Origin of the sequence: Geopseudomonas sagittaria (assembly GCF_900115715.1) — a bacterium.
GTDB classification, from domain to species: Bacteria; Pseudomonadota; Gammaproteobacteria; order Pseudomonadales; family Pseudomonadaceae; genus Geopseudomonas; species Geopseudomonas sagittaria.
The window spans coordinates 329,642-354,809 of record NZ_FOXM01000003.1 but is presented as its reverse complement, the minus strand read 5'-3'; the positions used below and the strand labels follow the sequence as shown (position 1 = coordinate 354,809).

The following is a 25,168-nucleotide window of genomic DNA, read 5'->3' as shown; positions in this document are numbered from 1 at the left end:
GCAAGGTCGTGAAACCTATTACTTGCGGCTGGCTTTTTCCAGCATGCGCAGGGCGCGCTCGTTGGCTTCGTCAGCGGTCTGCTGAGCCTTCTGAGCAGCTACCAGAGCTTCGTCGGCCTTGCGGTAGGCTTCGTCGGCACGAGCCTGAGCGCGGGCAGCGGCGTCTTCGGTAGCGGTCAGACGGGCTTCGGTTTCTTTGGACATGCTGCTGCAACCGGTAGCCAGGATGGCGGCCAGGGTCAGAGCGGAAATTTTCAGAACGTTGTTCATCGTGTTCCCCTTAAGGTGGACTTTCCATGATGCAATCTCCCTTACGGGAAATCGGCTGGGTTATATAGTACGCATTACTTTTAGTAAGTAAACGTGTCGAGTGCAAGGCGAGTGGAATTTTTTATGTTTTGTTATGTGCTTGATCGCGGATCTGTTTAAAAAACAATCAGTCGACTGCTCCTCGTGGGGGCACTTGTTCGGACTCCGGTTGTCCAATCGGCGTGATCCGCGCCGTTGAAGAGGGATGCTCGGGGCGCTACAGACTTTGGACAGGGCCTGGCAGGCTTTGCTAATGTTCCCTATTCCGGCAGACAGTTTTATGGCTATCGTCGCTGAACTGGACGGCGGTTGCGCAGTGCAAGGGGAGACGCGTGATGAACAAGTCACTGCCCATTCGGCATGATCAGGTTGGCAAGCAGTTCGAGGTGACGGTGGATGGCTGTCGTGCCTACCTGTCCTACATGGACCTGGGCAAGCAGACCATCGACATCTACCGCACCTTCGTGCCCGATGCCCTGCGCGGGCGTGGCGTGGCGGCGGCGCTGACCGAGCAGGCGCTGCAGTTCGCCGAAGGCAAGGGGTATACCGTGATTCCTTCCTGCTCCTATGTGGAGCGCTATCTGGAGCGTCGCCAGCGTAGCGTCGAGCGTCAGGAGTAGGGCGGATCAACCAACAAAAAGCCGGGCGAATGCCCGGCTTTTTGTTGTCTGCATGGTCGCTCAGCCACGCTTGCGCTTGGGCAGGACGTCCTTGAGCTTGGCGTGCATGCTGCGCAGGGTCTTTTCCGTGCTGTCCCAGTCGATGCAGGCATCGGTGATGGACACGCCATACTTGAGGTCGCAGAGGTCCTTCGGAATCGACTGGCTGCCCCAGCCCAGGTGGCTTTCCACCATCAGGCCGATGATCGAGTTGTTGCCCTCGAGGATCTGGTTGGCGACGTTTTCCATCACCAGCGGCTGCAGAGCCGGGTCCTTGTTGGAGTTGGCGTGGCTGCAGTCGACCATGATGTTCGGGCGGATGCCGGCCTTGGTCAGTTCCTGCTCGCACAGGGCGACGCTGACCGAGTCATAGTTCGGCTTGCCGTTGCCGCCGCGCAGGACCACGTGGCCGTAGCGGTTGCCCTTGGTGGTGACGATCGACACCTGGCCCTGCTGGTTGAGGCCGAGGAAACGGTGCGGGCTGGAAACCGACTGCAGGGCGTTGATCGCCACGGTCAGGCTGCCGTCGGTGCCGTTCTTGAAGCCGACTGCCGAGGACAGGCCGGAGGCCATTTCGCGGTGGGTCTGCGATTCGGTGGTGCGCGCGCCGATGGCCGACCAGCTGATCAGGTCCTGCAGGTACTGCGGGGAGATCGGGTCGAGGGCTTCGGTGGCGGTCGGCAGGCCCATCTCGGCCAGATCGCAGAGCAGCTTGCGGCCGATGTGCAGGCCGTCCTGGATCTTGAAGGAGTCGTCGAGGTAGGGGTCGTTGATCAGGCCCTTCCAGCCGACGGTGGTGCGCGGCTTTTCGAAGTACACGCGCATGATCAGGAACAGGGAGTCGGAAACCTCGGCAGCCAGCACCTTGAGGCGCTCGGCGTACTCGTGGGCGGCCTTGATGTCGTGGATCGAGCAGGGGCCGACCACCACGAACAGGCGGTGATCCTTGCCGTCGAGAATGTCGCGCACCACTTGGCGGCCGTGGCTCACGGTCTGGCGGGCGGTTTCGGTGAGGGGCAGTTCGTGCTTGAGCTGGTCGGGGGTGATCAGCGCCTCGTTGGAGGCGATGTTAAGGTCGTCGATCGGTAAATCAGCCATCGTGTTACTACTCGTCAGGTCACGGATGCCGTCCGCCAGCCAGGCCCGTGGCGGAGCGCAGCAATATGGGGCAACGGGATGCCTGAACCTTAACGCTTTAGGCCGCCGCTTCACAATAAAGACTTGCAGTTTTTCCGGGGTTGGCCGCAGCCGTTCGGCCGCTTTATTGCCATGCATCAGTGTGCGATCAGCGGTGGTTTTCTGCGCGAGTGGCTTGCCTACGCCGGCACGGCCCATGGATAGTGCGCGATCGCTATTGTTGAGGAGCATTGCCATGAGCGAATCCGCTCGCCCGCGCATCGGCATCATCGGTACCGGTGCCATCGGTGGATACTACGGCCTGATGCTGGCTCGCGCCGGTTTCGAGGTGCACTTCCTGCTGCGTAGCGAGTACGCGGCGGTGGCTCGCGAGGGCCTGCGTGTGCGCCATGCCCAGCTCGGCGAGCTGCATCTGCCCAAGGTCAATGCCTGGCAGGATGCGGCCGCGATGCCGGTCTGCGACTGGCTGCTGGTCGGCGCCAAGACCACCAGCAATGGCGAGTTGGCGCCGCTGATTGCCCAGGTCGCCGCGCCAGGGGCCAAGGTGGTGCTGCTGCAGAACGGCCTGGGCGTGGAGGATGCGTTGCGTCCGCTGCTGCCCGACTCGCTGCACCTGCTCGGCGGCTTGTGCTTCATCTGTGCCCATCGCGAGGCGCCGGGCGTGGTGGTCCACCAGTCCCAGGGCGTGTGCAACCTGGGCTACCACAGCGGTCCGGCCCTGGCGGGTGAGCGTCTGGCGCTGCTCGAGCAGGGCGTGGCCTGGCTGCGCGAGGCAGGCATCGAGTCCAGCGTGCTTGCCGATCTCAACCAGGCGCGCTGGCAGAAACTGGTATGGAACATCCCCTACAACGGTGTCTCGGTGCTGCTTGGCAGTTCCACGCGGCCGCTGATGGCCAATGCCGACAGCCGCGCGCTGCTGCAGTCGCTGATGCAGGAAGTGGTCGATGCCAGCCTGGCCTGCGGCTACACGCTGCCGGACAACTACCCGCAGAAGCTGCTGGCCTACACCGACCGCATGCCCGACTACCTGCCGAGCATGTACCACGACTTCGCCCAGCAGCGCCCGGCCGAGCTGCCGGCGCTCTACGCAGCACCGCTGGCCGCGGCGACTGCGGCGGGTGTCGAGATGCCGCGGGTGCGCATGCTGTATCAGGCGCTGTCTTTCCTGCAGGCTGCGGGCAGGCGATAGGAAGGAAGCCGGTATGGCCGGCGCGCGGTGCTGTTCAGGTCGCTCGCGTGCCTCCCGGCGGGGCCGGCGAGTGATCGTTAAACGCCTGCTACGCTGAGTAGGAAACACAGCCCCCGCCAACGGAGGCCTGATGATCCGCTCGATTCTCTACGCCACCGATCTCGGTCTGTTCGCGCCTTACGTGCTGCAGCATGCGCTGTTGCTGGCGCGTGCCCATGGCGCCGATCTCTATGTCCTGCATGTGGTCGAGCCGCTCGGCTTGTTCGCCGAGTCGGTTCTGCAGACCCATCTGGACGAGGCTACCCTCACTGATCTGCAGGCTAACGGGCTGGACAGCGTGATGGTGAGCATCGAGCAGCGGGTGTTCGAAGGCTTCTGTGACGAGTTGCGGGAAAGCGAAGAGGACTCGCTGCCGATCCGGGCCGTGCGGGTACTGCTCGGCGACCCGCCACAGATGATTCTGCAGGAGGCCCAGGATCTGGGCGTCGAGCTGATCGTGATCGGCTCGCACAGCCAGAGCATGGGAGCCGGTTCGGCGCTGGGGCGCACCTGCATGCGGCTGCTGCAGCAGGCTCGGGTGCCGGTCTATCTGGTGCCGATCATTCCGGAGGGTAGCGGCTGTTGAGTGAAAGCATACAAAAAGGCCATTTTAATCTAAGATCAAAAATAGACCATGGATATGGTTATAAAAGATAAGGGCTGCAGTGGGCAGCCTTCGGCCTAATTCCCGTTTCGAGGATTTTTCATGAAGCTTCAGCAACTGCGTTACATCTGGGAAGTGGCGCATCATGAACTGAATGTTTCGGCCACCGCCCAGAGTCTGTATACCTCGCAGCCCGGGATCAGCAAGCAGATCCGCCTGCTGGAGGACGAGCTGGGGGTCGAGGTCTTCGCCCGCAGTGGCAAGCATCTGACCCGGGTGACGCCGGCGGGCGAGCGGATCATCACCACGGCCGGGGAAATCCTGCGCAAGGTCGAAAGCATCAAGCAGATCGCCCAGGAGTTCTCCAACGAGAAGAAGGGCACGCTGTCGATCGCCACCACCCACACCCAGGCGCGCTATGCCTTGCCGGGAGTGATCAGCGCCTTCATCAAGCAATATCCGGAGGTGGCCCTGCACATGCATCAGGGCTCGCCGACGCAGATTGCCGAGATGGCTGCCGATGGCACCGTGGACTTCGCCATCGCCACCGAGGCGATGGAGCAGTTCGGCGATCTGGTCATGATGCCCTGCTACCGGTGGAACCGCTGCGTGATCGTCCCCCAGGGCCATCCGCTGACGCGCCTGCCGAAGCTGACCCTGGAGGCGCTGGCCGAGCATCCCCTGGTGACCTACGTGTTCGGCTTCACCGGTCGCTCCAAGCTCGACGAGGCCTTCAGTCATCACGGTCTCGAGCCCAAGGTGGTCTTCACCGCCGCCGATGCCGACGTGATCAAGACCTACGTGCGCCTGGGGCTGGGGGTGGGCATTGTCGCGCGCATGGCCATCGATCCGGTGCTCGACCAGGACCTGGTGATGCTGGATGCCAGCGAACTGTTCGAGCCCAGCGTGACCAAGATCGGCTTCCGTCGCGGCACCTTCCTGCGCGGCTTCATGCTGGACTTCATCGAGCGCTTTGCGCCGCACCTGACCCGCGAGCGGGTGGCCGAGGCGGTGCAGTGCCGCAACAAGTCCGAGCTGGAAGAGCTGTTCGTGGATGTGCAGCTGCCCACCTGCTGAGCAGGCGCTAGGCATAAAAAAGCCCGACCAGCGGTGGTCGGGCTTTTTTCGTCTGCGCCCGGGCGAGGCGTTTAACGCTGCGGGCGCAGGCCTGCGCTCAGCGGTACTCGCAGAGATAAGCGGTGTCCTGGGCGACCTTCAGCTGGAACTTGCTGTCGGCCGGCACGTTGAACTTGCTGCCGGCGGCAAAGGTTTCCCAGCTGTCGCTGCCCGGCAGCTTGACGGTCAGGGCGCCGGCCACCACGTGCATGACTTCGGCCTTGGCGGTGCCGAATTCGTACTCGCCGGGAGCCATCACGCCGACGGTGGCGGGGCCTTCGCTCATCTCGAAGCCGATGGATTTGACGGTGCCGTTGAAGTACTCGTTGACCTTGAACATGCGGGCCTCGCAGGAAGGGAAGAAAAGGGTCCGCAGTATGCCCAAGGCGCATGAATACGTCACCTGTGCCGCTGCCACGGGCAGTGCAATCGTGCTCGCTGGCCCTGGCCTTCGGCGACTCAGTGTGGTGCTTGTAGTTCGAGGCGTGCTGCGGCGAGTGTCGGCAGGGTCAGCGGCAGCAGGCGGGCGATGTTGCGCGCATCGTCGATGCCGCGATGCTGGGTGCCGCGAAATACCAGCCCGGCCTGTTCCAGTGCGTGGTTCAGGCCGACCTGCTTGCGCCCGGCGCTGTCCTTGAACTGGCGGTTGAACAGCTTCTTCAGGTTGAAGTGCGGCAGCCCGGTCAGGCAACTGGCGATCTGCTGCCGGCGCCATTCTGCCTCGAACTGTTGGCGATCGTAGTTGCCCCAGCTGAGCCAGCCTTGCAGGCTGGCCAGATGTTGCTGCAGCCAGGGTTCGAAACTTGCCTGCAGCTGGAGCAGGGTAGGCGCGCCGTCCACGTCGGTCTGGCGGATATGCGTCAGCTGCCGGCAGAAGGCGGTGAGCTGCGGGCAGCGGGTAGGGCGGACGAAGCTCTGGAAGTGGTCCTGCTCGCGGCCCTGCTCATCGACGATCACGGCGCCGATCTCGATGATTTCCATTTCTTCGATCGGCCAGCCACCGTCATCGGTGGTCGCTTCCAGGTCGATTACCAGCCAGTGCTTCATGCGCGCCGCTCCTCCGTCCGTATGGCGCGAGTATGGGGTCTGCCTACTGCTGCGGCAAACCCCTGTGCTAGGCTCAGGCGCTCGCTCAATGGAGGTGAAAGGATGGCAAAGGTCGCATTTCTGGGGCTCGGGGTGATGGGCTACCCGATGGCTGGACATCTGGTGCGCAACGGCCATGAGGTGTGCGTGTACAACCGCACGGCGGAGAGGGCGCAGCGCTGGGTTGCCGAGCACGGCGGGCGCAGTGCCGTGACGCCGCGCGAGGCCGCGCTGGGTGCCGAGTATGTGATGAGCTGCGTGGGCAACGATGACGATCTGCGCGCCGTGGTGCTGGGTGCGGATGGCGCCTTCGCCGGCATGGCGCCGGGCTGCGTGCTGGTCGATCACACCACCGCATCGGCAACGGTGGCGCGGGAGCTGGCGGTGCTGGCCGCCGAACGCGAGCTGGAGTTTCTCGATGCGCCGGTATCCGGTGGCCAGGCCGGTGCGCAGAACGGCGTGCTGACGGTGATGGTGGGTGGCGAGCCGGCAGTGTTCGCCCGCGCCGAGCCGGTTATTCAGAGCTATGCGCGCATGGTGCGCCTGATGGGGCATGCCGGTAGCGGTCAGTTGACCAAGATGGTCAATCAGATCTGTATCGGTGGTCTGCTTCAGGGGTTGTCCGAGGCATTGCATTTTGCCCAGTGCGCGGGCCTGGATGGCAAGGCGGCGATGGAGGTGATCAGCAAGGGCGCGGCGCAATCCTGGCAGCTGGAGAATCGTCACGCGAGCATGCTCGAGGGGCGCTTCGACTTCGGTTTCGCGGTAGACTTGATGCGCAAGGATCTCGGCATCCTGCTCGACGAGGCGCGCAGCAACGGCGCCCAGTTGCCGGTCACCGCGCTGGTCGATCAGTTCTACGCCGACGTGCAGGCGGCGGGCGGCGGGCGCTGGGATACCTCGAGCCTGCTCACCCGACTGAAGTCGCCGGCGAAGTCCTGAGTGACCCGGGTCAGTGCGCCCAGGTGCTGCGGAGGCTGAGCAGGGCGGCGCCTGCATCCAAGCCGGCGTGGCGTGTCTCCGCGGAATAATCATGATGGGCAGCACTTGGCGAGTGCCGAAGCGGCGGCTATCCTCGCGCGCCGCGTGGCGGAGGTCACGCCTGGTTATCTGGGTCCAAAATTGTTCTGGTGGCACTGATCATGCAATGTCGAGCCGGTTGTGGGGCCTGCTGCATCGCCCCGTCGATTTCCTCGCCCATCCCCGGCATGCCCGCGGGCAAGCCGGCCGGTGTGCGCTGCGTGCAGCTGGATGAGGGAAACCTCTGTCGTCTGTTCGGTCGACCTGAGCGGCCAGCGGTGTGCGCACGGTTTTCCGCCGACCCGCTGGTCTGCGGCGAGACGGATGAACAGGCCATTCGCCTGCTGAGCGAGCTGGAGCAACTGACGGCCTGAGTCGCCTTCACCCTGGGGCGCCAGTGCTGCGGGTGGGGGTTCGGGCTTTTCTGCGGCGAGCAGTTCGCAGCGATCCCGGGTGGAGGTCTGCCGGGGTGGTGGGGTAGGCCGGAAAAGCAAAAGGGCTGCCGAGGCAGCCCTTTTGTATGTAGCGCCGAACTTACTTGCGCTGATCCAGCGGCAGGTAGTCACGCTGGGTGTAGCCGGTGTAGATCTGGCGCGGACGGCCGATCTTGTAGCCTTCGGCGTACATTTCCTTCCACTGGGCGATCCAGCCGGCGGTACGTGCCAGGGCGAAGATCACGGTGAACATGCTGGTCGGAATGCCGATGGCCTTCAGGATGATGCCCGAGTAGAAGTCGACGTTCGGGTACAGGTTGCGTTCCTTGAAGTACGGATCGTTGCGCGCGATCTCTTCCAGCTTCATGGCCAGCTCGAGCTTCGGATCGTTGATGCCCAGCTCGGACAGCACCTCGTCGCAGGTCTGCTTCATGACCTTGGCACGCGGGTCGAAGTTCTTGTACACGCGGTGACCGAAGCCCATCAGCTTGAACGGGTCGTTCTTGTCCTTGGCCTTGGCGATGAACTTCTCGATGTTCGACACGTCGCCGATTTCGTCGAGCATGGTCAGCACGGCTTCGTTGGCGCCACCGTGGGCCGGTCCCCACAGCGCGGCGATGCCGGCGGCGATACAGGCGAACGGGTTAGCACCGGTGGAGCCGGTCAGGCGCACGGTGGAGGTGGAGGCGTTCTGCTCATGGTCGGCGTGCAGGATGAAGATGCGGTCCATGGCCTTGGCCAGGATCGGGTTGATCTTCTTCTCTTCGCACGGGGTGTTGAACATCATGTGCAGGAAGTTTTCCGCGTAGCTCAGATCGTTGCGCGGATACATGATCGGCTGGCCGGCTGAGTACTTGTAGCACATGGCAGCCATGGTCGGCATCTTGGCGATCAGGCGGATCGCGGAGATTTCGCGGTGCTGCGGATTGTTGTTGTCCAGCGAGTCGTGGTAGAACGCCGACAGGGCGCCAACCATGCCGCACATCACGGCCATCGGGTGAGCGTCGCGACGGAAGCCGTTGAGGAACGACTTCATCTGCTCGTGAACCATGGTGTGGTTCTTCACCAGGCCGGTGAACTCGGCCTTCTGTTCGGCAGTCGGCAGCTCGCCGTAGAGCAGCGCGTAGCAGGTCTCGAGGTAGTCGGACTTCTCGGCCAGCTGCTCGATCGGGTAGCCGCGGTGCATCAGGATGCCCTTGTCGCCGTCGATGAAGGTGATCTTCGACTCGCAAGCGGCTGTCGACATGAAGCCAGGATCATAGGTGAAGACGCCCTGATTGGTCAGGGCCCGGACGTCAATGACGTCGGGACCGGCGGTCCCAGAGAGAATGGGCAGCTCGACGGGGGCTGCGCCCTCGATGATCAACTGTGCTTTCTTGTCAGCCATAACCGGCCTCCTAAAATTTTGCTTGGCTTGAAATCATCTTTATGAAACACGGCCCCCCAGGCAGGGCCCGTGCCACTATAGAGCCATAAAAGCGAAAGTCAATTTGTCCGAAAGTCGGTTTGCGTCGCTTTCCGGCCGGCATGTTCGTGCCAATTAGACGGCTATTTACTCCTTTTGCAGGGGTGCGACAATCAGTCCTTTAGGCTAGGGGGGCGCGTTGTCATCGAAGGTCTAACTGTCTATACTGCGTGGCCGACCGCCAGAGGCTATGCCAGGCCTAGGTTCTGGCTGTTGTCGCTCCCTGGTGATGGGTACCTGACAAGTGCACCTTCCCGACAACTTGCCCTGCTGGTTGGGGCTCTCAGTGTGAAAAGAAGCCGTGAATAGCAAACGACCCGTAAACCTAGACCTTAGGACCATCCAACTCCCAATCACTGCTTACACGTCCATCGCTCACCGTATTTCCGGCGTCATTCTGTTCGTGGGCATCGCAGTGCTGTTGTATGCACTCGATCTGTCCCTGACGTCCGAGGAAGGCTTCGAGCAGGTGAAGGCGTGTCTGACCAGCCCTCTGGCCAAGTTCGTGATCTGGGGCCTGTTGTCCGCGCTGCTGTACCACATGGTAGCCGGTATTCGCCATCTGATTATGGATATGGGCATTGGTGAAACGCTGGAAGGCGGCAAGCTGGGCTCCAAAATCGTCATCGCCATCTCCGCGGTGCTGATCGTTCTTGCGGGGGTGTGGGTATGGTAACCAACGTCACTAACTTCTCTCGGTCGGGTCTGTACGACTGGATGGCCCAGCGGGTTTCCGCTGTGGTTCTCGCGGCTTATTTCATCTTCCTGCTGGGCTACCTGGTAGCCAATCCGGGTCTGAGCTTTGCCGACTGGCACGGTCTGTTCTCCCAAAACTGGATGCGCATCTTCAGCCTGCTGGCCATCGTTGCCCTGAGTGCACACGCGTGGGTCGGCATGTGGACCATCTCCACCGACTACCTGACGCCGATGGCGCTGGGCAAGTCGGCCACCGCTGTGCGTTTCCTTTTCCAGGCAGTCTGCGGCATCGCCATGTTCGCGTTCTTTGTCTGGGGTGTGCAGATTCTTTGGGGTATCTGATCCATGGCTAACATTCCTACTCTTTCCTTCGACGCCATCATCATCGGTGGTGGCGGTGCCGGCATGCGCGCCGCGCTGCAGCTGTCCCAGTCGGGACACAAGACTGCCGTGGTAACCAAGGTCTTCCCGACCCGCTCGCACACCGTATCCGCCCAGGGCGGCATCACCTGCGCCATCGCATCGGCCGACCCGAACGACGATTGGCGCTGGCACATGTACGACACCGTCAAGGGTTCCGACTACATCGGTGACCAGGACGCGATCGAATACATGTGCTCCGTTGGCCCGGAGGCCGTGTTCGAACTCGAGCACATGGGGCTGCCGTTCTCCCGTACCGAACAGGGTCGCATCTATCAGCGTCCGTTCGGCGGTCAGTCCAAGGGACCGGATAACCCGACCCAGGCCGCACGTACCTGTGCCGCAGCCGACCGTACCGGTCATGCCCTGCTGCACACCCTGTACCAGGCCAACCTGAAGAACGGCACCACCTTCCTCAACGAGTGGTTCGCGGTCGATCTGGTGAAGAACCAGGACGGCGCCATCGTCGGCATCATCGCCATCTGCATCGAGACTGGCGAGACGGCTTATATCCGCGCCAAGGCCACCGTGCTGGCCACCGGCGGTGCCGGCCGCATCTACGCGTCCACCACCAACGCCCTGATCAACACCGGTGACGGCGTGGGCATGGCCCTGCGTGCCGGCGTGCCGGTGCAGGACATCGAAATGTGGCAGTTCCACCCGACCGGCATCGCCGGTGCTGGCGTGCTGGTGACCGAAGGTTGCCGCGGCGAGGGTGGCTACCTGATCAACAAGCACGGCGAGCGCTTCATGGAGCGTTACGCGCCGAACGCCAAGGACCTGGCCGGTCGCGACGTGGTCGCCCGCTCCATGGTCAAGGAAATCATCGCCGGTAACGGCTGTGGTCCGGATGGCGATCACGTGCTGCTGAAGCTCGATCACCTCGGCGAGGAAGTGCTGCACAGCCGCCTGCCGGGCATCTGCGAACTGTCCAAGACCTTCGCTCACGTCGATCCGGTGACTGCTCCGGTTCCGGTCGTGCCGACCTGCCACTACATGATGGGCGGCGTAGCCACCAACATCCATGGCCAGGCCATCACCCAGGACGCCAACGGCAACGACAAGATCATCGACGGTCTGTTCGCCGTAGGTGAAGTAGCCTGCGTATCCGTACACGGCGCCAACCGTCTGGGCGGCAACTCGCTGCTCGACCTGGTGGTGTTCGGTCGTGCCGCGGGTCTGCACCTGGAAAAAGCCCTCAAGGAAGGCATCGAGCACCGTGGTGCCACCGAGTCCGACCTCGAGGCTTCGCTCAAGCGCCTGTCCGGCGTCAACGAGCGCACCACTGGCGAAGACGTGGCTCCGCTGCGTAAAGAGCTGCAAAACTGCATGCAGAACTACTTCGGTGTATTCCGTACCGGCGAATACATGCAGAAGGGTATTGCCCAACTGGCCGACCTGCGTGAGCGCATCGCGAACGTCAAGATCGCGGACAAGAGCCAGGCTTTCAACACTGCGCGTACCGAAGCGCTGGAACTGCAAAACCTCCTCGAAGTGGCCGAAGCCACGGCGATCGCTGCCGAGGCTCGCAAAGAGTCCCGCGGCGCGCATGCCCGCGAAGACTTCGAGGATCGCGACGACGAGAACTGGCTGTGCCACTCCCTGTACTTCCCGGGTGAGAAGCGCGTGACCAAGCGTGGTGTCAACTTCTCGCCGAAGACCGTTCCGGCCTTTGAACCCAAGGTTCGTACTTATTAAGGGTGACCGCCATGTTGCAAGTGAGTGTTTATCGCTATAACCCGGAGAAAGACGCTGCTCCGTTCATGCAGGACTTCCAGGTCGACACCGGTGGCAAGGACCTGATGGTGCTGGACGTGCTGGCGCTGATCAAGGAGCAGGACGTCACCTTCTCCTACCGTCGTTCCTGCCGCGAAGGCGTGTGCGGTTCCGACGGCATGAACATCAGCGGCAAGAACGGCCTGGCCTGCATCACCCCGCTGTCGGCGGTGGTGAAGAACGGCAAGCTGGTGGTCCGTCCGCTGCCTGGTCTGCCGGTCATTCGTGACCTGGTGGTCGATATGAGCATCTTCTACAAGCAGTACGAGAAGGTGCAGCCGTATCTGCAGAACGATACTCCGGCTCCGGCCATCGAGCGTCTGCAATCCCCGGAACAGCGCGAGAAGCTGGACGGTCTGTACGAGTGCATCCTGTGCGCCTGCTGCTCGACCTCCTGCCCGTCGTTCTGGTGGAACCCCGACAAGTTCCTCGGTCCGGCTGCCCTGCTGCAGGCCTACCGCTTCCTGGCCGACAGCCGTGACACCAAGACCGAAGAGCGTCTGGCCTCGCTGGACGATCCGTTCAGTGTGTTCCGTTGCCGCGGGATCATGAACTGCGTGAACGTTTGCCCCAAGGGTCTCAACCCGACCAAGGCAATCGGTCACGTACGTAACATGCTGCTGCAAAGCGCTACCTGATGATCTGCCTCTGGCAGTGATTCAACCAAGTCAGCACGGGGTGGTGGGTTACCGCCGCTCCGTGCTGCTGCAGAACCAGCCGTAGCTCACAAAGCTGCGGTTTTTTGATCAAAAAACGACCAGCAGGGGCAACCGGGCTGGAACCCGGACCATCTGCGGGATCCGTAGTGGCTTTACCGAAGTCGCTGCTCTGGACTTTCGAGCCATCCTGCGGTCTCCACGCCAGGTGGTGTCCCCTTACCGAGGGTGACCTAGCATGCATGAAAGCGTAATGCAGCGGATGTGGAACAGTGCCCACCTGTCCGGTGGAAACGCTGCCTACGTCGAAGAACTCTACGAGCTCTTCCTGCACGATCCCAACGCTGTGCCCGAAGAGTGGCGCACCTACTTCCAGAAGTTGCCGGCCGACGGCAGCCAGTCCCCCGACGTTTCCCATGCCACGGTCCGCGATCACTTCGTGCTGCTGGCCAAGAACCAGCGTCGCGCCCAGCCGGTATCCGCCGCTGCGGTGAGCAGCGAGCATGAGAAGAAGCAGGTCGAAGTGCTGCGTCTGATTCAGGCCTTCCGCATGCGTGGCCATCAGGCATCCCAACTGGACCCGCTGGGTCTGTGGGAGCGCAAGGCGCCGGCCGATCTGTCGATCCATCACTACGGTCTGACCGACGCCGACCTGGATACCGTCTTCCATACCGGCGAGCTGTTCATCGGCAAGCAGGAAGCGACCCTGCGTGAAATCCGCGATGCCCTGCAGGCGACCTACTGCGGCACCATCGGTGCGGAATTCACCCACATCGTCGATTCCGAACAGCGCAAGTGGTTCCAGCAGCGTCTGGAAAGCGTGCGCGGCCGTCCGCAGTTCTCCACCGAAGCCAAGAGCCACCTGCTCGAGCGCCTGACGGCTGCCGAGGGCCTGGAGAAGTACCTGGGTACCAAGTTCCCGGGTACCAAGCGCTTCGGTCTGGAAGGTGGCGAGAGCATGGTGCCGATGGTCGACGAGATCATCCAGCGCAGCGGCTCCTACGGCGCCAAGGAAATCGTCATCGGCATGGCCCACCGCGGCCGTCTGAACCTGCTGGTCAACGCCCTCGGCAAGAACCCGCGCGACCTGTTCGACGAGTTCGAAGGCAAGAAGGTCGAAGGCCTCAGCTCCGGTGACGTGAAGTACCACCAGGGTTTCTCCTCCAACGTCATGACCCCGGGTGGCGAAGTGCACCTGGCCATGTCGTTCAACCCGTCGCACCTGGAGATCGTTTCTCCGGTGGTCGAGGGCTCCGTGCGTGCCCGTCAGGACCGTCGCGGCGATACCACGGGTGAGAAGGTGGTGCCGGTTTCGATCCACGGTGACGCGGCGTTCGCCGGTCAGGGCGTGGTGATGGAAACCTTCCAGATGTCGCAGATTCGCGGCTTCAAGACCGGTGGCACGATCCACATCGTGATCAACAACCAGGTCGGTTTCACCATCAGCAACACCGAAGACTCGCGTTCCACCGAGTACTGCACCGATCCGGCGAAGATGATTCAGGCGCCGATCCTGCACGTCAACGGCGATGACCCGGAAGCTGTACTGTTCGTGACCCAGCTGGCCGTCGACTACCGCATGCAGTTCAAGCGTGACGTGGTTATCGACCTGGTCTGCTACCGCCGTCGCGGCCACAACGAGGCCGACGAGCCGAGCGGCACCCAGCCGCTGATGTACCAGAAGATCGCCAAGCAGCGCACCACCCGCGAACTGTATGCCGATGCGCTGGTGCAGTCCGGCACCCTGAGTGCCGAACAGGTCCAGGCCCGCGTCGACGATTACCGTACCGCGCTGGACAATGGCCTGCACGTGGTGAAGAGCCTGGTCAAGGAGCCGAACTCGGAACTGTTCGTCGACTGGCGTCCGTATCTGGGCCATGCCTGGACCGCGCGTCATGACACCAGCTTCGACCTGAAGACCCTGCAGGAACTGAACCAGAAGCTGCTGCAGATTCCGGAAGGCTTCGTGGTGCAGCGCCAGGTCGCCAAGATCCTCGAGGATCGCGGCCGCATGGGCGCCGGTGCCATGCCGATCAACTGGGGCTTCGCCGAGACCCTGGCCTACGCCACCCTGCTGGTCGAAGGCCACCCGGTGCGCATCACCGGTCAGGACGTCGGTCGCGGCACCTTCTCGCACCGTCATGCCGCGCTGCACAGCCAGAAGGATGCCAGCCGCTACATCGCGCTGCAGCACCTGTATGAAGGTCAGCCCAAGTTCGACCTGTACGACTCCTTCCTTTCCGAAGAAGCGGTACTGGCCTTCGAATACGGCTACGCCACCACCACGCCCAACGCGCTGGTGATCTGGGAAGCCCAGTTCGGCGACTTCGCCAACGGTGCCCAGGTGGTGATCGACCAGTTCATCACCAGCGGCGAGCACAAGTGGGGTCGTCTGTGCGGCCTGACCATGCTGCTGCCGCACGGCTACGAAGGCCAGGGTCCGGAGCACTCCTCCGCGCGTCTGGAGCGTTACCTGCAGCTGTGCGCCGAGCAGAACATCCAGGTCTGTGTGCCGACCACCCCGGCGCAGGTCTACCACATGCTGCGCCGCCAGGTGATCCGCCCGCTGCGCAAGCCGCTGGTGGCCCTGACGCCGAAGTCGCTGCTGCGTCACAAGCTGGCCGTCTCGACCCTGGAAGATCTGGCCCAAGGCTCGTTCCATCCGGTCCTGCCGGATGTCGACAGCCTGGATCCGAAGAAGGTCGAGCGTCTGGTCCTGTGCAGCGGCAAGGTCTACTACGATCTGCTGGACAAGCGTCGTGCCGAGGGTCGCGAGGACACCGCCATCGTGCGTATCGAGCAGCTCTATCCGTTCCCGGAGGAAGAGCTGGCCGAGATCATGGCGCCCTACAAGAACCTCAAGCACGTGGTCTGGTGCCAGGAAGAGCCGATGAACCAGGGCGCCTGGTACTGCAGCCAGCATCACATGCGTCGCGTCATCAGCGCGCACAAGAAGACTCTCGGCCTGGCCTACGCCGGCCGCGAAGCTTCCGCAGCGCCGGCATGTGGCTACGCCTCGATGCACGCCGAGCAGCAGGAAAAACTGCTGCAGGACGCTTTCACCGTTTAATGCCTTCACCAGTGCGCTGCCGGACCCCGCGTCCGGCAGTCGCACGTTTGAAGAACCCGAATCAATAGGAACCGCAGATAATGGCTATCGAGATCAAAGCCCCGACTTTCCCGGAATCCGTCGCTGACGGTACCGTCGCCACCTGGCACAAGCAGCCGGGCGACGCCGTCAAGCGTGACGAGCTGATTGTCGACATCGAAACCGACAAAGTGGTCATGGAAGTTCTGGCCGAAGCCGATGGCGTTCTCGCCGAAATCGTCAAGAACGAGGGCGATACCGTGCTCAGCGGCGAGCTGCTCGGCAAGCTGACCGAAGGTGGCGCCGCTGCCGCCGCTCCGGCTCCTGCCGCTGCTGCCCCGGCTGCTGCCGCCGCTGCCACTGCCGCCGAGGAAGCCATCCTGTCCCCGGCCGCGCGCAAGATCGCTGCCGAGAACGACCTGGACCGCAATGCCATTCCCGGCACCGGCAAGGGCGGTCGCGTGACCAAGGAAGACGCCGTGGCTGCCGTCGACGCCAAGAAGGCCGCTCCGGCCGCTCCGGCTGCCAAGCCGGCTGCTCCGGCCGCCGACGCGCCGATCTTCGCCGCTGGCGATCGCGTCGAGAAGCGCGTGCCGATGACCCGCCTGCGCGCCAAGATCGCCGAGCGTCTGGTCGAAGCGCAGTCCTCCATGGCCATGCTGACTACCTACAACGAAGTCAACATGAAGCCGGTCATGGACCTGCGCGCCAAGTACAAGGACCTGTTCGAGAAGAAGCACAACGGCGTGCGTCTGGGCTTCATGTCCTTCTTCGTCAAGGCTGCCACCGAGGCGCTGAAGCGCTTCCCGGGCGTCAACGCCTCGATCGACGGCGGCGACATCGTCTACCACGGCTACTCGGATGTCGGTGTGGCAGTGTCCAGCGACCGCGGCCTGGTGGTTCCGGTGCTGCGCAACGCCGAGCTGATGAGCCTGGCCGAGATCGAAGGCACCATCGCCAACTACGGCCGCAAGGCCAAGGACGGCAAGCTGACCATCGAAGAGATGACCGGCGGCACCTTCACCATCTCCAACGGCGGCGTGTTCGGCTCCCTGCTGTCCAGCCCGATCGTCAACCCGCCGCAGACCGCCATCCTCGGCATGCACAAGATCCAGGACCGCCCGATGGCCGTCAACGGCCAGGTGGTGATCCTGCCGATGATGTACCTGGCGCTGTCCTACGACCACCGTCTGATCGATGGCAAGGAAGCGGTGAGCTTCCTGGTGGCCATCAAGGACCTGCTGGAAGACCCGGCCCGTCTGCTGCTGGACGTCTGATCCCGCACATCTCCCACGGCGCCCCCTGACAGAGGAGGCGCCCGGTTTATCCCAAAAGGATCGAGAGTTATGACTCAGAAATTCGACGTAGTGGTGATTGGCGGCGGCCCAGGCGGCTACGTGGCAGCCATTCGCGCGGCCCAGCTCGGCCTGAAGACCGCCTGCATCGAGAAGTACAAGGGCAAGGAAGGCAAGGTCGTCCTCGGCGGTACCTGCCTGAACGTCGGCTGCATCCCCTCCAAGGCGCTGCTGGACAGCTCCTGGAAGTACCACGAGGCCAAGGAAAGCTTCGGCGTCCATGGCATCGAGGTCAAGGGCGTGAGCATGGACGTGCCGGCGATGGTTGAGCGCAAGGCGTCCATCGTGAAGAACCTGAACACCGGCGTTGCCGGCCTGTTCAAGGCCAACGGCGTGACCCTGGTCGAAGGCCACGGCAAGCTGCTGGCTGGCAAGCAGGTGGAAGTCACCGGCGCCGATGCCCAGGTCCAGGTGCTGGAAGCCACCCATGTGATCATCGCCTCCGGCTCCAAGCCGATCGACATTCCGCCGGCTCCGGCTGACCACGAGATCATCGTCGACTCCACCGGCGCCCTGGAATTCCAGAGCGTGCCGAAGAAGCTGGGCGTGATCGGCGCCGGCGTCATCGGTCTGGAGCTGGGCTCGGTGTGGGCCCGTCTGGGTGCCGAAGTGACCGTGCTCGAGGCCCAGGACAAGTTCCTCTCGGCCGTCGACGAGCAGATCGCCAAGGAAGCCCTGAAGCTGCTGACCAAGCAGGGTCTGGACATCCGTCTGAATGCCCGCGTGACCGGCTCGGAAGTGAAGAAGAAGCAGGTTACCGTGCACTTCACCGACGCTGCCGGCGAGCAGCAGCTGACCTTCGACAAGCTGATCGTCGCCGTCGGCCGTCGCCCGGTGACTCAGGACGTGCTGGCTGCCGACAGCGGCGTGACCCTGGACGAGCGCGGCTTCATCTATGTCGACGACCAGTGCGCCACCAGCGTGCCGGGCGTGTACGCCATCGGTGACGTGGTGCGTGGCCCGATGCTGGCCCACAAGGCCTCGGAAGAGGGCGTGATGGTTGCCGAGCGCATCGCCGGCCACAAGGCGCAGGTCAACTACGATCTGATCCCGTCGGTCATCTACACCCATCCGGAAATCGCTTCGGTCGGCAAAACCGAGCAGCAGCTGAAGGCCGAAGGCGTTGCCATCAACGTCGGCACCTTCCCGTTCGCTGCCAGCGGCCGCGCCATGGCTGCCAACGATACCCACGGTCTGGTCAAGGTCATCGCCGATGCCAACACCGACCGCGTGCTGGGCGTGCACGTGATCGGCCCGGCGGCTGCCGAGCTGGTCCAGCAGGGCGCCATCGGCATGGAATTCGGCACCAGTGCCGAAGACCTGGGCATGATGGTGTTCTCGCACCCGACCCTGTCGGAGACGCTGCACGAAGCTGCCCTGGCAGTGAATGGCCATGCCATCCACATTGCCAACCGCAAGAAGCGCTAATCCGCGTCTGCCGTACGGATGAGGCCTGGCCTGATCCGTACGGCCCCCAGCGGCCCCGGTCGTGGGAGTCTCAGACTTCCCGTGACCGGGGCCGTTGTCGTTTCGGCCATTGGCGGTGCGCGATGTCGATCTCGACTTGACTGGCTGCCCAAACAGGCTACCGCTGCAGGCTTTTCCCGATTAAGATCCGTGGTGCCAATACTTACAACTAAAGTGGTATGGAAAGATGAATCTTCACGAATATCAGGGTAAGCAGTTGTTTGCCGAGTATGGGTTGCCGGTATCCCTGGGATACGCAGTCGATACTCCCAAAGAAGCAGCCGAAGCATGCGACAAGATTGGCGGCACTGCCTGGGTGGTCAAGGCCCAGGTACATGCCGGCGGTCGTGGCAAGGCGGGCGGCGTCAAGCTGGTTCGTAGCAAGGAAGAAGCCAAGGCCTTTGCCCAACAGTGGCTCGATCAGCGTCTGGTGACCTACCAGACCGACGCCAATGGGCAACCGGTCAGCAAGATTCTGGTCGAGTCCTGTACCGATATCGCCAAGGAGCTGTATCTGGGCGCGGTGGTCGACCGCTCCACCCGGCGCATCGTGTTCATGGCCTCCACCGAGGGTGGCGTGGACATCGAGAAGGTCGCCCACGAGACTCCCGAGAAGATCCTCAAGACCACCATCGACCCGCTGGTCGGCGCCCAGCCGTTCCAGGGTCGCGAGCTGGCGTTCAAGCTCGGCCTCAAGGGCGACCAGATCAAGCAGTTCGCGCAGATCTTCGTCGGCCTGGCCAAGCTGTTCCAGGACTACGACCTGGCCCTGCTCGAGGTCAACCCGCTGGTGATCAAGACCGACGGCAACCTGCATTGCCTGGATGCCAAGCTCAACATCGACGGCAACGCCCTGTACCGCCAGCCCAAGCTGCGCGAGATGCAGGACCACTCCCAGGACGACCCGCGCGAGGCCCACGCGGCCAAGTGGGAGCTCAACTACGTGGCGCTGGACGGCAACATCGGTTGCATGGTCAACGGCGCGGGTCTGGCCATGGGCACCATGGACATCGTCAACCTGCACGGTGGCAAGCCGGCCAACTTCCTCGACGTCGGCGGCGGCGCGACCAAGGAGCGGGTGGTCGAGGCGTTCAAGATCATCCTCTCCGACAGCAACGTGAAGGCGGTGCTGATCAACATCTTCGGCGGCATCGTGCGCTGCGACATGATCGCCGAAGGCGTCATCGGCGCCGTTCGCGAGGTCGGCGTGCAGGTGCCGGTGGTGGTGCGCCTGGAAGGCAACAACGCCGAGCTGGGTGCCGGCGTGCTGGCGGAAAGTGGTCTGAACATCATCGCGGCAACCAGTCTGACCGACGCCGCGCAGCAGGTCGTCAAGGCCGCGGAGGGCAAGTAATGAGCATCCTGATCGACAAGGACACCAAGGTCATCTGCCAGGGCTTCACCGGCAGTCAGGGTACCTTCCATTCTGAGCAGGCCCTGGAATATGGCACCCAGATGGTCGGCGGCGTGACTCCCGGCAAGGGCGGCACCAGCCATCTCGGTCTGCCGGTGTTCGACACCGTCAAGGATGCCGTGGCCGCTACCGGTGCCACCGCGTCGGTGATCTACGTGCCGGCGCCGTTCTGCAAGGACTCCATCCTCGAGGCGGCCTTTGGCGGCATCCAGCTGATCATCTGCATCACCGAGGGCATCCCGACCCTCGACATGCTCGAGGTCAAGGTCAAGTGCGATGAGCTGGGCGTGCGCCTGATCGGGCCGAATTGCCCGGGCGTGATTACCCCGGGCGAGTGCAAGATCGGTATCATGCCCGGCCACATCCACCTGCCGGGCAAGGTCGGTATCGTGTCGCGTTCCGGCACCCTGACCTACGAGGCGGTGAAGCAGACCACCGATGCCGGCTTCGGCCAGTCCACCTGCGTGGGCATTGGTGGTGACCCGATCCCGGGTTCGAGCTTCATTGATATCCTGAAATTGTTCGAACAGGATCCGCAGACCGAAGCCATCGTGATGATCGGCGAGATCGGCGGCAGTGCCGAGGAAGAGGCGGCGGCCTTCATCAAGGCCAACGTGAGCAAGCCGGTGGTGTCCTACATCGCCGGCGTGACCGCACCGCCCGGCAAGCGCATGGGCCATGCCGGCGCGATCATTTCCGGCGGCAAGGGCACTGCGGACGAGAAATTCGCCGCGCTGCAGGATGCCGGGGTGAAGACCGTGCGCTCGCTGGCCGATATCGGCAAGGCGCTGGCCGAAGTGACTGGCTGGTCCATGAAATAAGCTCCGGTGGAGCTGGCTTGAGGAAGAGGGCCACCTGCGGGTGGCTCTCTTCGTTTCGGGCGTTCGCCGGGTTCCGACTCCACTCTCTGGTTGTACGCATGAACCATCTGAAAACCGTCGATGTACTGGCCCTCGGCTTCATGACCTTCGCGTTGTTCCTCGGCGCCGGCAACATCATCTTCCCGCCGAGTGCCGGCATGGCCGCTGGCGAGGCCGTGTGGAGTGCCGCGCTGGGCTTTCTGATTACCGGCGTCGGTCTGCCGTTGCTCACCGTGGTGGCGCTGGCGCGGGTCGGTGGTGGCATGGCGCAGCTCACGGCCCCGCTGGGGCGGCGCGCCGGATTGCTGTTCGCCGTCGCGGTGTATCTGGCCATCGGCCCGCTGTTCGCCACCCCGCGCACCGCGGTGGTGTCGTTTGAAATGGGCCTGGCACCCTTTGCCGGCAACCAGCCCCTGCCGCTGGCGCTGTACAGCGTGGTGTATTTTGCCGTGGCGCTGTTTCTGGCTCTCAACCCTGGCCGCCTGCTCGAGCGCGTCGGCAAGCTGATCACCCCGATCCTCATCGTCGGCCTGCTGGTGCTCGGCGGCGCGGCGATCTTCGCGCCGGCCGGGGAGGTCGGCACCGTCGCGCCGGACTATCAGGCTGCGCCGCTGATGCAGGGCTTCCTGCAGGGCTATCTGACCATGGACACCCTGGGCGCACTGGTGTTCGGCATCGTCATCGCCACCGCCATCCGCGATCATGGCGTGGACATGGCGCATCGGGTCACGCGCTATTCGATCATGGCCGCCCTGATTGCGGCCATTGGTCTGGCGCTGGTCTATCTAGCGCTGTTCCGCCTCGGTGCCACCAGCCAGGGCATCGCCGGCGAGGCGCAGAACGGCGTGCAGATTCTCACCGCCTACGTGCAATACACCTTCGGCACCCCGGGCAGCCTGCTGTTGGCGCTGGTGATTACCCTGGCGTGCCTGACCACGGCGGTCGGGCTGATCGCCGCCTGTGGCGAGTTCTTCAGCAGCCAGTTTGCGCTGTCCTATCGCACCGTGGTGGTGGTGGTCAGCCTGTTCAGTCTGCTGGTGGCCAATCTGGGGCTGACCCAGCTGATCAGCATTTCGGTGCCGGTGCTGGTCGGTCTCTATCCGCTGGCCATCGTGCTGGTGCTCCTGAGCCTGGCTGATGGATTGTGGCTGCATGCACCGCGGGTGTTCGTGCCGGTGATGGCGATGACCCTGGTATTCGGCGTCGCGGATGGTCTCGCCGCGGCAGGTTTCGCTGCTGTGGTGCCGGGCTTCCTCGCGCGCCTGCCGCTGGCCGAGCACAGCCTGGGCTGGCTGCTGCCGGTAGCGTTGGCCTTGCTGCTGGCTGTGCTGTATGACCGCTGGCAGGGGCGTTTGCCGGAGTGATGCGAGGGTCCGAGGTCGCCGCCGCACTGGGCGGCTGGCCTCGGCTGGCGCAGCGCACGCCTTCGCGGCGCGGTTGCGGTGTTTGCGCCTGGCTATAATCGCCGGGACCTTACAAGGAGTTGTGATGCCATTCGACCAACAGTATCTGCCCCATGGGCTCGCGCTCGGCTGGTTTGTCCTGTGCTGGTTGGGCTACACCCGCTACGCGATCTGGAAGGGCAAGGACACCCCCTGTCTGGCCAGCGTGCTGCACCTGTATCGCGAGGACTGGATGCGCCGCCTGCTGATGCGCGACAACCGCATCGCCGACGCCAACGTGATCGGCAATCTGGAGCGCAACGCCTCGTTCTTCGCCTCCAGCACCCTGATCATCCTCGCCGGTATCCTCACCGTGCTGGGTTCCACCGAGCGCGCGGTATCGGTGCTGGCCGGACTGCCCTTCGTGCAGGAGGTCAGTCGCGAGATATCCGAGATCAAGATCATCAGCGTGGCGCTGGTGTTCATCTACGCCTTCTTCACTTTCAGCTGGTGCATGCGCCAGTACAACTTTGCCGCGATGCTGGTTGGCGCGGCGCCGATGATTTCCGAGCGCAACGTCACCGAGCAGGAGCGCAAGGCCTACGCCGAGCGCACGGCGCGGGTGATCTCGATGGCCGCCAACCAGTTCAACCTCGGCCTGCGTTCCTACTACTTCGGCCTGGCAACCCTGGCCTGGTTCATCAACCCCTGGTTCTACATGCTGGCCACCGCCGGGGTGGTGGTGGTGCTGTACCGCCGCGAGTTCCATTCGGACGTGCTCGAGGTGATGGTCTACAGTCCCACCCCGCTGGGTGAGCCGTCGAAGGAACGGGTGGAGTAGACGAGGTCGCAGGGGCGGCTGCTGGTGTCCGCCGCTGGGCAAAAAAAACCGCCCTGCCCGCAGCGCAGGTTGCGTGCCGGGCAGGGCGGGTTTGGCTACCGGCGATCCTACTGTTTCTGCTCTTCCATGGCCTCTCCCGCCGCTTTGCCGGCGTCCTCGACGGCCTTGGCGGCATCCTGGGCCTGCTCGGTAACGTTCTGTTGGACTTCAGCAGCTTTCTCCTCGACGGCAGCACCGGCATCCTTCATGGTGTCGGTTGCCTCGGCGGCCTTCTCCTCGACCGCTTCGCCAGCCTGTTTGGCGGCGTCGCCCATCGATTGAACGGATTGCGCTGCAGAGTCTGCGGCCGTCTTGGCTTTTTCTTCAGGCTTGTCGCCGCAGGCAGCCAGGCCGAGAGTGGCCGCGAGCAGCAGGGCGTAAGTCAGCGGTTTTTGCATGTTGGTGCTCCTTGGGAGTATCCGTTCAGGGACGGGGTCAATGACCGAGTATAGGTAATGCAGGCGCACAGCCTGGTCGGTCGCGATGTTTTTCAAGCCATTTGCCGAGGCCGCTGCGCAGGGTGGTGCGCATCTGCACAATCTCCTATTTGGAAGGGTGCCACCCTGGAAAGTTCAGTCGGTATCGTGCTTTTGGTAGGAGTCGTGCTTTTGGCGTGCGCAACTTGGGCTGCCAGCAGGCTGCAGGTATCATGAGCCGCCTGCAAAGATGCCCTGGCAACGCTGTTCTCATCTGGTAGCGAGCCGAGCCTGCCCGCTCTTGCACTGATGCGCCGTCCTGGCCCGGGCCACTCCCCTCATAACCTGCGGAATTCTGTCGGATGGATGCTCTGCTGATCGTCGGTGGCCTGCTGCTGATCCTGTTCGGACTGCTCTGGCTGGTGGCCCGCGCCTTTGCCACCAGCCTGTTGTGGGGTTGCGCCAGTCTGCTGCCGCCGCTGACCCTGGTGTTCATCCTGGCCCAGTGGCGCCGCGCGCGCAGCGCGGTGGTGCTGATGGGGCTGGGCTGCATTCCCCTGGTGGTCGGCTTGACCCTGCTCGCCAGCCATGATGCCGACCGTCTTGCGGCCATCCTCAGCCTGCGCTGGCTGGAGGAGGAGCCCAAGCTCGCCAGAGATCTGGATATCCGTCTGCGTGCCGAGTTCAATGGCACGTCCTTCGCCCCCGAACTGGGCGAACTGATCGACGGCACCCTGGTGCTGCGCGAAGGCGACGACTTCTTTGCCCGTCGCGAGTTGAGCATCCGCCTGCCGGCATACGCCGGTGGCGACCTGCGTCTCGACGTGCTGCCGGAGGACCGCGGCGATCTGCCGGAGATCGAACTCAGCTGGCTGCTCCCCGATCAGGACCTGCCCGAGGCAAGGCAGATCAGCAGTGGCTACACCCTGCACCTCGATCTCAAGGCCGTGCCGCCGAACCGCTTGCGCGGCGACTTCCATCTGGTCCTGCCGCCCAGCTACCGGACTTCGCTGAGCGGCGATGTGGAGCTGTACAGCAATCGCCTGCGCTATCGCAATGGACGGGTCGATACCCGCTACAACTCCCAGGAAACCATCGCCTGGGTGATCACCGATTATCTGCAGCGCAGCAGCCGTCAGCACGATGTCCAGCTGTTGCCGTTGCCGCTGCTCGATCTGAGCGTCGAGCGCCTCGATCTCGAGGTCGAGGCGCATGTTGCCGGTGTGCCGCGCCGGAGCAGTCTCAGCCTGAGCCGCAGCGAGATGCACGGCTGGCGCGTCAGCGACGACCGGGCGGCGCCCCTGCCAGAGCCCAGCGAGGAGGAGCTGCTGCGCACCGCTCCGGTGCCGACCACCATCGTCCGCGGGGATGCGCGGCCGCTGGATCGGCGCATCGGCTTCTCCCTGGAGCGCCTGCTGGGCGCGCCGAGCCGTTATCTGGGCGCGCGCATGCAGGTGGTCACCGAGCGCGGGCGCAGCGCCGAAGGGCGCTTTGCCGGGATCAACGAGAAGGGGCGCCTGGTGATCCAGCACTCGCTGGGCGGGCAGGGCGAGGCCAGCTTCCTGCTGCGTCCGGGCGAGGTGGCGCAGATCGAGCTGCTCGAGCCCTGACCCGCCGGATTCCGCAGGTCTTCTGCCAAGCCCTTGAAATTCCGGATGAAGTCTCCATATCCATGACGTTCGCCGCCAAGCGGCTTTGTC

The 25,168-nt window shown here is 63.6% G+C and carries 24 protein-coding genes; 18 read left to right on the top strand and 6 right to left on the bottom strand.

Translation table 11 applies throughout. The annotated features are described in order from the left end of the window. Window positions 1-18: 18 nt before the first annotated feature. Window positions 19-270, bottom strand: coding sequence for an Lpp/OprI family alanine-zipper lipoprotein (locus BM297_RS05755; protein ID WP_090308018.1), 252 nt, complete (start codon window positions 268-270; stop codon window positions 19-21). A 374-nt stretch (window positions 271-644) separates the two neighbouring features. On the opposite strand from BM297_RS05755, the gene BM297_RS05750 reads away from it, so the two are divergent. After that, window positions 645-929: a GNAT family N-acetyltransferase gene (locus BM297_RS05750; protein WP_092429196.1), complete on the top strand. Its 285-nt coding sequence runs from the start codon at window positions 645-647 to the stop codon at window positions 927-929. A gap of 60 nt (window positions 930-989) precedes the next feature. Here BM297_RS05750 and BM297_RS05745 read toward each other — a convergent pair whose 3' ends face one another. Beyond that, complete coding sequence (locus tag BM297_RS05745; RefSeq protein ID WP_092429194.1) at window positions 990-2,066, bottom strand: 3-deoxy-7-phosphoheptulonate synthase; 1,077 nt, start codon at window positions 2,064-2,066, stop codon at window positions 990-992. A 274-nt stretch (window positions 2,067-2,340) separates the two neighbouring features. On the opposite strand from BM297_RS05745, the gene BM297_RS05740 reads away from it, so the two are divergent. The 3 genes from BM297_RS05740 to cysB all read left to right on the top strand — a co-directional run bounded on the left by BM297_RS05740 (window position 2,341) and on the right by cysB (window position 5,014). Beyond that, window positions 2,341-3,294: a putative 2-dehydropantoate 2-reductase gene (locus BM297_RS05740; protein ID WP_092429192.1), complete on the top strand. Its 954-nt coding sequence runs from the start codon at window positions 2,341-2,343 to the stop codon at window positions 3,292-3,294. A 130-nt stretch (window positions 3,295-3,424) separates the two neighbouring features. After that, window positions 3,425-3,919 (top strand): universal stress protein, encoded by a 495-nt coding sequence (locus tag BM297_RS05735; protein WP_092429190.1) that lies wholly within the window; start codon window positions 3,425-3,427, stop codon window positions 3,917-3,919. Window positions 3,920-4,039: 120 nt separating this feature from the next. Continuing rightward, entirely contained in the window at window positions 4,040-5,014 is a 975-nt protein-coding gene (gene cysB, locus BM297_RS05730; RefSeq protein ID WP_092429188.1) for an HTH-type transcriptional regulator CysB, read from the top strand. A 97-nt stretch (window positions 5,015-5,111) separates the two neighbouring features. Here cysB and ppnP read toward each other — a convergent pair whose 3' ends face one another. Beyond that, on the bottom strand, window positions 5,112-5,393 hold the full coding sequence (gene ppnP / locus BM297_RS05725) for a pyrimidine/purine nucleoside phosphorylase (RefSeq protein ID WP_090308032.1): 282 nt from the start codon (window positions 5,391-5,393) through the stop codon (window positions 5,112-5,114). A gap of 119 nt (window positions 5,394-5,512) precedes the next feature. Continuing rightward, complete coding sequence (locus tag BM297_RS05720; RefSeq protein WP_092429186.1) at window positions 5,513-6,100, bottom strand: 3'-5' exonuclease; 588 nt, start codon at window positions 6,098-6,100, stop codon at window positions 5,513-5,515. Window positions 6,101-6,202: 102 nt separating this feature from the next. Between BM297_RS05720 and BM297_RS05715 the strand changes: the two genes are divergently transcribed. Together BM297_RS05715 and BM297_RS05710 are read left to right on the top strand one after the other, a co-directional pair. After that, window positions 6,203-7,081 (top strand): NAD(P)-dependent oxidoreductase, encoded by an 879-nt coding sequence (locus BM297_RS05715; protein ID WP_092429184.1) that lies wholly within the window; start codon window positions 6,203-6,205, stop codon window positions 7,079-7,081. A 200-nt stretch (window positions 7,082-7,281) separates the two neighbouring features. Further along, a complete protein-coding gene (locus BM297_RS05710) occupies window positions 7,282-7,533 on the top strand; it encodes a YkgJ family cysteine cluster protein (RefSeq protein WP_175526606.1) in 252 nt (83 codons plus the stop codon). Between the two features lie 160 nt (window positions 7,534-7,693). Here BM297_RS05710 and gltA read toward each other — a convergent pair whose 3' ends face one another. Continuing rightward, on the bottom strand, window positions 7,694-8,980 hold the full coding sequence (gene gltA, locus BM297_RS05705; protein ID WP_092429182.1) for a citrate synthase: 1,287 nt from the start codon (window positions 8,978-8,980) through the stop codon (window positions 7,694-7,696). A 379-nt stretch (window positions 8,981-9,359) separates the two neighbouring features. On the opposite strand from gltA, the gene sdhC reads away from it, so the two are divergent. From sdhC to BM297_RS05650, 11 genes are all read left to right on the top strand, one after another. After that, on the top strand, window positions 9,360-9,734 hold the full coding sequence (gene sdhC, locus BM297_RS05700; protein ID WP_090308041.1) for a succinate dehydrogenase, cytochrome b556 subunit: 375 nt from the start codon (window positions 9,360-9,362) through the stop codon (window positions 9,732-9,734). Then, window positions 9,728-10,096: a succinate dehydrogenase, hydrophobic membrane anchor protein gene (gene sdhD / locus BM297_RS05695; protein ID WP_092429180.1), complete on the top strand. Its 369-nt coding sequence runs from the start codon at window positions 9,728-9,730 to the stop codon at window positions 10,094-10,096. The genes sdhC and sdhD overlap by 7 nt, the downstream gene beginning before the upstream one ends. A gap of 3 nt (window positions 10,097-10,099) precedes the next feature. Next, a complete protein-coding gene (gene sdhA / locus BM297_RS05690; RefSeq protein ID WP_092429178.1) occupies window positions 10,100-11,872 on the top strand; it encodes a succinate dehydrogenase flavoprotein subunit in 1,773 nt (590 codons plus the stop codon). An 11-nt stretch (window positions 11,873-11,883) separates the two neighbouring features. Next, the gene (locus tag BM297_RS05685) at window positions 11,884-12,588 is read left to right on the top strand and encodes a succinate dehydrogenase iron-sulfur subunit (RefSeq protein WP_092429176.1); all 705 of its coding nucleotides are present in this window, start codon (window positions 11,884-11,886) and stop codon (window positions 12,586-12,588) included. 256 nt (window positions 12,589-12,844) lie between these two features. Further along, on the top strand, window positions 12,845-15,676 hold the full coding sequence (locus BM297_RS05680; protein WP_092429174.1) for a 2-oxoglutarate dehydrogenase E1 component: 2,832 nt from the start codon (window positions 12,845-12,847) through the stop codon (window positions 15,674-15,676). Window positions 15,677-15,756: 80 nt separating this feature from the next. Beyond that, window positions 15,757-16,971: a 2-oxoglutarate dehydrogenase complex dihydrolipoyllysine-residue succinyltransferase gene (odhB, locus tag BM297_RS05675; RefSeq protein ID WP_092429172.1), complete on the top strand. Its 1,215-nt coding sequence runs from the start codon at window positions 15,757-15,759 to the stop codon at window positions 16,969-16,971. A 69-nt stretch (window positions 16,972-17,040) separates the two neighbouring features. Next, the gene (gene lpdA / locus BM297_RS05670; RefSeq protein ID WP_092429170.1) at window positions 17,041-18,477 is read left to right on the top strand and encodes a dihydrolipoyl dehydrogenase; all 1,437 of its coding nucleotides are present in this window, start codon (window positions 17,041-17,043) and stop codon (window positions 18,475-18,477) included. A gap of 226 nt (window positions 18,478-18,703) precedes the next feature. After that, window positions 18,704-19,870: an ADP-forming succinate--CoA ligase subunit beta gene (sucC, locus tag BM297_RS05665; RefSeq protein ID WP_092429168.1), complete on the top strand. Its 1,167-nt coding sequence runs from the start codon at window positions 18,704-18,706 to the stop codon at window positions 19,868-19,870. Beyond that, entirely contained in the window at window positions 19,870-20,751 is an 882-nt protein-coding gene (sucD, locus tag BM297_RS05660; RefSeq protein WP_092429166.1) for a succinate--CoA ligase subunit alpha, read from the top strand. The genes sucC and sucD overlap by 1 nt, the downstream gene beginning before the upstream one ends. A 98-nt stretch (window positions 20,752-20,849) precedes the next feature. After that, a complete protein-coding gene (brnQ, locus tag BM297_RS05655) occupies window positions 20,850-22,154 on the top strand; it encodes a branched-chain amino acid transport system II carrier protein (RefSeq protein WP_092429164.1) in 1,305 nt (434 codons plus the stop codon). A 124-nt stretch (window positions 22,155-22,278) separates the two neighbouring features. Next, complete coding sequence (locus BM297_RS05650) at window positions 22,279-23,013, top strand: DUF599 domain-containing protein (RefSeq protein ID WP_092429162.1); 735 nt, start codon at window positions 22,279-22,281, stop codon at window positions 23,011-23,013. Window positions 23,014-23,120: 107 nt separating this feature from the next. On the opposite strand, the gene BM297_RS05645 is transcribed toward BM297_RS05650, so the two are convergent. Then, entirely contained in the window at window positions 23,121-23,450 is a 330-nt protein-coding gene (locus tag BM297_RS05645) for a hypothetical protein (RefSeq protein WP_092429160.1), read from the bottom strand. A gap of 380 nt (window positions 23,451-23,830) precedes the next feature. Between BM297_RS05645 and BM297_RS05640 the strand changes: the two genes are divergently transcribed. Further along, window positions 23,831-25,078 carry an MFS transporter gene (locus BM297_RS05640; protein ID WP_092429158.1) on the top strand — a complete coding sequence of 416 codons (1,248 nt, stop codon included), beginning with the start codon at window positions 23,831-23,833 and terminating at the stop codon, window positions 25,076-25,078. Window positions 25,079-25,168 lie beyond the last annotated feature (90 nt).

Excerpts from the sequence above, each read along its gene's own strand:
- BM297_RS05755 (WP_090308018.1), bottom strand. The coding sequence starts at position 270 with ATGAACAACGTTCTGAAAATTTCCGCTCTGACCCTGGCCGCCATCCTG.
- BM297_RS05750 (WP_092429196.1), top strand. The coding sequence starts at position 645 with ATGAACAAGTCACTGCCCATTCGGCATGATCAGGTTGGCAAGCAGTTC.
- BM297_RS05745 (WP_092429194.1), bottom strand. The coding sequence starts at position 2,066 with ATGGCTGATTTACCGATCGACGACCTTAACATCGCCTCCAACGAGGCG.
- BM297_RS05740 (WP_092429192.1), top strand. The coding sequence starts at position 2,341 with ATGAGCGAATCCGCTCGCCCGCGCATCGGCATCATCGGTACCGGTGCC.
- BM297_RS05735 (WP_092429190.1), top strand. The coding sequence starts at position 3,425 with ATGATCCGCTCGATTCTCTACGCCACCGATCTCGGTCTGTTCGCGCCT.
- cysB (WP_092429188.1), top strand. The coding sequence starts at position 4,040 with ATGAAGCTTCAGCAACTGCGTTACATCTGGGAAGTGGCGCATCATGAA.
- ppnP (WP_090308032.1), bottom strand. The coding sequence starts at position 5,393 with ATGTTCAAGGTCAACGAGTACTTCAACGGCACCGTCAAATCCATCGGC.
- BM297_RS05720 (WP_092429186.1), bottom strand. The coding sequence starts at position 6,100 with ATGAAGCACTGGCTGGTAATCGACCTGGAAGCGACCACCGATGACGGT.
- BM297_RS05715 (WP_092429184.1), top strand. The coding sequence starts at position 6,203 with ATGGCAAAGGTCGCATTTCTGGGGCTCGGGGTGATGGGCTACCCGATG.
- BM297_RS05710 (WP_175526606.1), top strand. The coding sequence starts at position 7,282 with ATGCAATGTCGAGCCGGTTGTGGGGCCTGCTGCATCGCCCCGTCGATT.
- gltA (WP_092429182.1), bottom strand. The coding sequence starts at position 8,980 with ATGGCTGACAAGAAAGCACAGTTGATCATCGAGGGCGCAGCCCCCGTC.
- sdhD (WP_092429180.1), top strand. The coding sequence starts at position 9,728 with ATGGTAACCAACGTCACTAACTTCTCTCGGTCGGGTCTGTACGACTGG.
- sdhA (WP_092429178.1), top strand. The coding sequence starts at position 10,100 with ATGGCTAACATTCCTACTCTTTCCTTCGACGCCATCATCATCGGTGGT.
- BM297_RS05685 (WP_092429176.1), top strand. The coding sequence starts at position 11,884 with ATGTTGCAAGTGAGTGTTTATCGCTATAACCCGGAGAAAGACGCTGCT.
- BM297_RS05680 (WP_092429174.1), top strand. The coding sequence starts at position 12,845 with ATGCATGAAAGCGTAATGCAGCGGATGTGGAACAGTGCCCACCTGTCC.
- odhB (WP_092429172.1), top strand. The coding sequence starts at position 15,757 with ATGGCTATCGAGATCAAAGCCCCGACTTTCCCGGAATCCGTCGCTGAC.
- lpdA (WP_092429170.1), top strand. The coding sequence starts at position 17,041 with ATGACTCAGAAATTCGACGTAGTGGTGATTGGCGGCGGCCCAGGCGGC.
- sucC (WP_092429168.1), top strand. The coding sequence starts at position 18,704 with ATGAATCTTCACGAATATCAGGGTAAGCAGTTGTTTGCCGAGTATGGG.
- sucD (WP_092429166.1), top strand. The coding sequence starts at position 19,870 with ATGAGCATCCTGATCGACAAGGACACCAAGGTCATCTGCCAGGGCTTC.
- brnQ (WP_092429164.1), top strand. The coding sequence starts at position 20,850 with ATGAACCATCTGAAAACCGTCGATGTACTGGCCCTCGGCTTCATGACC.
- BM297_RS05650 (WP_092429162.1), top strand. The coding sequence starts at position 22,279 with ATGCCATTCGACCAACAGTATCTGCCCCATGGGCTCGCGCTCGGCTGG.
- BM297_RS05645 (WP_092429160.1), bottom strand. The coding sequence starts at position 23,450 with ATGCAAAAACCGCTGACTTACGCCCTGCTGCTCGCGGCCACTCTCGGC.
- BM297_RS05640 (WP_092429158.1), top strand. The coding sequence starts at position 23,831 with ATGGATGCTCTGCTGATCGTCGGTGGCCTGCTGCTGATCCTGTTCGGA.